Annotated in this window: 7 protein-coding genes and 1 pseudogene; 1 reads left to right on the forward strand and 7 read right to left on the reverse strand. The window is 71.0% G+C overall.

The features are described from left to right. From FL344_RS37690 to FL344_RS37720, 7 genes and pseudogenes are all read right to left on the reverse strand, one after another. A pseudogene (locus tag FL344_RS37690) lies at positions 1 to 216 on the reverse strand (energy transducer TonB); the annotation flags it as partial. 16 nt (positions 217 to 232) lie between these two features. Next, entirely contained in the window at positions 233 to 667 is a 435-nt protein-coding gene (locus tag FL344_RS37695; RefSeq protein ID WP_141594587.1) for a biopolymer transporter ExbD, read from the reverse strand. A gap of 3 nt (positions 668 to 670) precedes the next feature. Next, positions 671 to 1,393 carry a MotA/TolQ/ExbB proton channel family protein gene (locus FL344_RS37700; protein WP_141621904.1) on the reverse strand — a complete coding sequence of 241 codons (723 nt, stop codon included), beginning with the start codon at positions 1,391 to 1,393 and terminating at the stop codon, positions 671 to 673. 166 nt (positions 1,394 to 1,559) lie between these two features. After that, the gene (locus FL344_RS37705; RefSeq protein ID WP_140867826.1) at positions 1,560 to 2,558 is read right to left on the reverse strand and encodes an aldo/keto reductase family protein; all 999 of its coding nucleotides are present in this window, start codon (positions 2,556 to 2,558) and stop codon (positions 1,560 to 1,562) included. A 13-nt stretch (positions 2,559 to 2,571) separates the two neighbouring features. After that, complete coding sequence (locus tag FL344_RS37710; RefSeq protein WP_141621905.1) at positions 2,572 to 3,054, reverse strand: DoxX family membrane protein; 483 nt, start codon at positions 3,052 to 3,054, stop codon at positions 2,572 to 2,574. A 145-nt stretch (positions 3,055 to 3,199) separates the two neighbouring features. Further along, entirely contained in the window at positions 3,200 to 3,397 is a 198-nt protein-coding gene (locus FL344_RS37715) for a hypothetical protein (RefSeq protein WP_153881194.1), read from the reverse strand. A 201-nt stretch (positions 3,398 to 3,598) separates the two neighbouring features. Continuing rightward, positions 3,599 to 4,423, reverse strand: coding sequence for an AraC family transcriptional regulator (locus FL344_RS37720; protein WP_228565660.1), 825 nt, complete (start codon positions 4,421 to 4,423; stop codon positions 3,599 to 3,601). A gap of 295 nt (positions 4,424 to 4,718) precedes the next feature. Here FL344_RS37720 and FL344_RS37725 point away from each other — a divergent pair. Then, positions 4,719 to 5,931, forward strand: a 1,213-nt coding sequence (locus FL344_RS37725) for a hypothetical protein (RefSeq protein ID WP_228565661.1), incomplete at its 3' end; no start/stop codon positions are given.

Here is a 5,931-nt window from a genome sequence, read left to right on the forward strand (position 1 = left end):
TGGTGATGGTGGAGGCGGCGGGGGCGGCTTCACCACCTCCACCATCACCATCTCCACGGGGCGCCTGGCCGCGGGGAGGGTGCGCGAGGCGCCTTCCCCGAGCGCCCAGAAGCCGCCGACGTGAATCCCCAGCGACACGAGCAGGAAGACGCCCACCACGGCCAGGGAGCGGTCGCGTCGGGGCGTCGGAGCGTTGTCGAGGACCGCCTGACTCATGAAGTGACGCCTTGCCTCAGGGGGCTGAGGGCGCGGCCGCGGGGGCTACGTCCTTCTCGATGTTGAGCGCGAACTTGGCGATGCCCTGGCCCTTCACCACGTCGATGAGCCGCATGACACGGCCATAGGGCAGCGACTGGTCGGCGCTGATGATGGCGCGCGTCTCCTTGTCCTTGGCCACCGCTTCCTGAACGCGCTTCTCCAGGTCCTTCTCGGTCATCTCGGTGCCGTCGAAGAAGAGCTTTCCCTCCTTGTCCAGCACCACGTTGACCAGGCCCTGCACCGTCTCACCGCCGTTGGCGGCTCGGGGCAGGTCCACCTCCACCGTCTCGCGGACGATGAAGTTGGCCGTCACCATGAAGATGATGAGCAGCACCAGCACCACGTCCACCAGCGGGGTGACGTTGATGCCTGTGATTTCGTCGTCGTTGTCCTGCGCGCCGCCCGCCATGGCCTAGCGGGCCTCCGCGGCGCGAGCCGCAGTGGCCGTGCTGGACGCGGGGCGCTCGGCGCGCATGCTGCCCACCAGGGCGTAGCCCAGGGCATTGGCGCGGCTGGTGAGCGTCTTGAGCTGACGGTTGAAGACGTTGAAGGCCACCACCGCCGGAATCGCCACCGCCAGACCCACGGCCGTGGCGACGAGCGCTTCGGAGATGCCGGCCATCACGGTCTGCTGCATGGCCCCGCCGCCGCCCTGGGCGTTCATCTTCCCCAGGTCATTGAAGGCCTTGATGATGCCCAGCACCGTGCCGAACAGACCGATGAACGGCGCGTTGTTGCCCAGCGTGCCCAGGTACGAGAGGAAGCGCTCGTACTGGGGACGCTCACGCGACAGGGTGGAGGCAATCACCTGCTCCACCGTGTCCGCGCCCTGGTCGGCGGAGGCCAGGGCCTCGCGGATGATGGCGGCCTCCATGCCCGTCTTGCCTTCGATGGCCTTGCGGGCCACGTCGTACTCGCCGCGGGCCAGCCGCACCGCCAGGGCCTCCGAGTCCGGCAGCCGGTGACGGGCGAAGTACACCGTGCGCTCCAGCATGATGGCGATGGAGATCACCGAAAGGATGACGAGCACCCAGAGCACCCATTCGGCGGAGGTGAGCGTCACGCCGAGCAGCTTGCTGCTGAGCCAGCCCAGCTCGGTGTGATTCGTCTGGGCCAGGGAGAGGAAGGGCGTCATGGAGGGAAGCCTGGGTAAAGGTGGGTCACGGTGCACTCGCAACCCGGTTGCCAACCTGCGGGCCCATGTCTTGTTCCCTTGGCGCGGAAAGTCAAATGGAACGGATGGGGTTGGGTGCCGCCCTCCCGGAAGCGGACGCTCAGGCGCCCGCCCGGGTGGGACGGGCTCAGGGGCGCTGGGCGGGGACGTCGGTCAGGGCAGGATTTCGCTCGATGGCGGGGCCCAGCACCGCGTCAATCCGGCGCAGCAGCTCCGGCTCCAGCTTCACACCCGCGGCCTTCACGTTGTCGTGCACCTGCTCCGGGCGGGAGGCGCCGACGATGGCGGAGGAGACGCTGGGATTCTGGAGCACCCAGGCCACGGCGAGCTGGGCCATGGAGAGTCCGGCATCCTTCGCCAGCGGGACGAGCTGCTGCACGCGGGTGAGCACGTCATCCGTCATGAAGCGGGTGATGCCGTAGCGCACGGCGTTGGCCTCCGTGGCACGGCTGCCCGCCGGGGGGGCCTGGCCGGGCAGGTACTTACCGGTGAGGACGCCCTGGGCGATGGGGGACCAGACAATCTGCCCCAGGCCTGCTTCGTCGGAGGCCGGGATGACCTGCGGCTCGATGACGCGGTAGAGCATGGAGTACTGCGGCTGGTTGGAGATGAAGGGCACGCGCAGCTCGCGGGCCAGCGCGGCGCCCTGGCGAATCTGGTCGGCCGTCCATTCGGAGACGCCGATGTACAGCGCCTTGCCCTGGCGGACGATGTCGGCGAACGCGAGCATCGTCTCCTCCAGCGGCGTCTCCACGTCGAAGCGGTGGGCCTGGTACAGGTCCACGTAGTCCGTCTGCAGCCGGCGCAGCGAGCCGTCGATGCTCTCCAGGATGTGCTTGCGCGACAGGCCGCGGTCATTCTTTCCGGGGCCAGTGGGCCAGTACACCTTGGTGAAGAGCTCGTAGCCGGCGCGGCGCTCGCCCTTCAGGGCACGGCCGAGCACTTCCTCGGCGCGGGTGGCCGCGTACACGTCCGCGGTGTCGAAGGTGGTGATGCCCACGTCCAGCGCCGCGCGCACGCACGCGAGCGCGGCCTCTTCCTCCACCTGGGAGCCGTGGGTGATCCAGTTGCCGTAGGAAATCTCACTGACGACGAGGCCGCTGCGGCCGAGCTTGCGGAAGTGCATGGTGCGCGCGAGCCTAACCGTGGGCCGCCAGTCGCGCACGGCCGCGGATGGGCCACCAGCCGCCAGCCCACGCCACCCAGGCGACGTAGACGAGCTGGAAGGGGATGCGCAGCCAGAAGTACCAGTCCGGGAAGGGCAGCACATGGGTGGCGGTGTTGGCCTGGGCCTCGTGGATGTTGGCGGGGAGGATGGCCAGCAGCAGCGCGATGAGCCCCAGGGCCGCGAGTCGGCGCGTGCGTGGCAGCAGCAGCCCCAGCCCGCCCGCGACCTCCGCGGCCCCGGAGAGGTAGACCCAGAAGGCGGGTGCCGGGAGTCGCGGCGGAATCATGGCCGCGTAGCGCGCGGGCATGAGGAAGTGCATGACGCCCGCGCCCACGAAGAAGAGCCCCGCGGCGACCGCGGCGCGCGCCGTGGGGGTGGACAGCGCGGGGATGCGCCGCAGCGGCGGCAGGTGCAGCAGCAGGAAGAAGGACAGCAGGAGGATGGCGAAGGACATGAGGTGTGCTCCTGAAGAGAGGCACGGGAGGGAGTGGCCTGCCGTGCCGTTGACTTCAGGATGGGGCCCCGGTGCTGGCGTTCGCTTGAACGAACTGGCTGCGATCCGAGAGGCGGCGCGCGTCGCGGTGCCCCCGGCCTTGCCGCTACCGCTTGTCGCGCGGGTTGACGGCTTCCACCACGTCGTCGGCGGCGAGCACCTCCCGCAGGAGCTCAGGGGCCTTCCTCGCCCGCGCCTTCGTGTCGGCCAGGATGCTGCTGAAGTAGGCATTCCCCAGCCGCTCGGTGGGGAGCGACCGGGTCTCCGGCCCGAGCATCTCTTCCGTCGAATAGGGGGCGCACATGCGCCCCAGCAGGCGGACCCTCTGCAGGTAGAGCGCGCCTTCGAGGAGCCGGTGGTCCTCTTCCTTCAGGTCCTTGGGGTGGTTCGCGGCGATGAAGTCGTCGACGCTGATGCTGCCGGGCTGCCCTCAGACTGGAGGGGGATTCGGGTGTCCTCGAACAGCAGCGCGTGCGCAAGCTGCTGCGCCACAGGTGCGCGGTGCTCAGCGGGTCGCGCCGTTGCGGCCCTGCGCCTGGACGCGCGGTCCACGGCGCTGAAGCGATGACGGCGTGGTGCCGAACATCCGCCGGAAGGTGCGCGTCAGGTGCGCCGCATCCGAGAATCCGGCCGCGTGGGCGGCTTCACTCAAGCTGTGGCCCGCGGCGATGGCGCCCGCGGCCCGCTGGAGCCGGAGCCACAGGAGGTAGGGCCGCAGTGGCACACCGACGGATTCGGTGAACGTGTGCATCAGCCTTCCGGGCGAGAGGCCCGCGACCTGGGCCAGGGCTTCGAGCGAGGTGTCTTCCGGCGCGTCCTCCGCGCGCAGGTGGCACAGCAGCTTGCGCACGCGCGGGTGGAGGTGACGGGGGGCTTCGGGCGTCCCGGAGAGGGTGGCCAGCGTGGACTCCATCCATCCGCCGACCGCTTCGTGTGCCAGTGCTCCCGCAGTGGGCAGCCCGCCGAGGAGGGCATCGCGCTGCGTCGTCTCGAACAGGCGTATCGGACCGTCGAGCGCGGCCTGGAGTCGCGCGCCGTCGTCGCTCTCGGGTTCGACGAAGAGGATGATGACCTCGCTGTCTCGTGCGTCGAGCGCGTGGAGAATGTCCGGGCCCACGAGCACGCCGGCTGCCTGCTCGGCGGTCTTCATGCCTTGCGCGCGGACGGACAGGGTGCCCTGCCGGCACAGCACCAGGTGCATGGCGTGGTGGGCGTGCTTCGTCGTCGCGTCGCCGGGGCCCCACATCGCCAGCGCGGTGGGCCACACCACCAGGGGCATGTCCGGCCACGGCGCCTGGGGCGCCAGTTCTGGAGGGCGGGCGAGGAGCATCTGGAAGAGGGGTTGTAGCAGCAGTCCGGTGGGCTGGATGGCACTGGGGGACGGTGCGTGGGCCGCCTTTGCCGCGCGGGGCGGCACCTGGGGCAGTCTCGCGTGAAGGCGGGGCCATGGGCACTTCCTCCGCGGGATGCTGCGTCGGTGTCCGCGAGGCTCGGGCGGTCCGTGCCAGGCGGCGGAAAGGGGGCGTCAATGCACGACGGGATGCGACCGCTCACACCCGGACCGCGACGGCCGGGCGTCGCGTCGCTTGTGGGGAGTGGGCCGAGTAGTCGACACTCGCCGCTTCATGGCTGCCAGTGAAGAACGCCGCTTCCAGGCCCTGGTGCTCGCGCCCATCCGGCGTGTGCAGCGGCGCCTCAACGCGGTGGCATGGGCGGAGGCCGGCATCGTTCCGATGTGGGCCACCGCCACGGCCTGCGTGCTGGCCCGGTTCCTCCTGCGCGGCGCCTTCGTGTGGGCCCTGCCACCGCTTCTGGCGCTGGGGCTGGGCGCGTGGTTCTGGCGTGCGCGTTCCCGGCGGGTGTCGTTGGAGCAGGCGGCGGTGCTCGCGGACCGGTCGGCGAACGCGGGCGGGCTGCTCCTCACGCGGCTGGAGCGCCCGGTGGGGGAGTGGGAGCTGGCCGTCAATCAGTTCGCGGGTGGGGTGAAGCCTCCCGACGTGAAGTGGCGGCGCCCGGCCGCGGCGCTCGCGGGCGCGGCGCTGTTCGCGGTGGCGGGCTTCCTGTTGCCCCTGTCCGCGCCACGAGGCCGCGCTGTGAATGCCGCCGCCGCGGCGAAGGTGGCCGCGGTCCAGGCGCAGGCGGAGGCGCTCGCCAAGGAAGAGGTGCTGGAGGAGGCCGTCGAGGAGGAACTGCGGCGCCTGGCGGAGGAAGTCTCCGAGGGCCGCTTCGACGCCGGAGATTGGGAGGCCGCCGACGCGCTGGAGAAGCGGTTGGCCGAGCAGGCCGCGGAGGCCGCCGCGCAATTGGCCCAGGCCGCGGAGGCCGCGCGGGCGTTGGAGGACGCGCTAGGCGCCGCGGGAGGCGCCGAGGCCGCCACGCGTGAGCGCGAGGCCTTGGAGCAGGCGCTGATGGCGCTGGAAGGCGGCAAAGAAGGTGGCTCGTCCGACAACGCGGACGGAACGGGGGAGGACGGGGCGCCGCACGATTCCGAGAACGGCGAAGCGGCACAGGCGGATGCCACGCGCGCGTCCGGACAAGGAGCGCAGGGCGCCGAGGGACAGCAGGGCACGGAAGGCTCGCGGAGTGAGCGCTCCGGTGAGGCGCACAGCGCTGCCCGCGCGCGGGCCTCCGGTTCACCGGACCAGATTGCCAGCCTGCGCGAGGCGCTGGAGCGCAGGCGTCAGTCGCTGGAGAACCGCTTCGATTCGAACAGTCGCAACGGTTCCAATTCGCAGGCCCGTCGCCAGGGTTCTGGCGGCCAGAACTCGGGGCAGGGGCGCCAAGGGCAGTCGGGGCGCGGCGGCGAGGGGGAGGGGCAATCCGGCGCGGGCGAGGGGC

It is taken from the genome of Myxococcus sp. AB036A (assembly GCF_006547355.1).
Taxonomy (GTDB): Bacteria; Myxococcota; Myxococcia; order Myxococcales; family Myxococcaceae; genus Myxococcus; species Myxococcus virescens.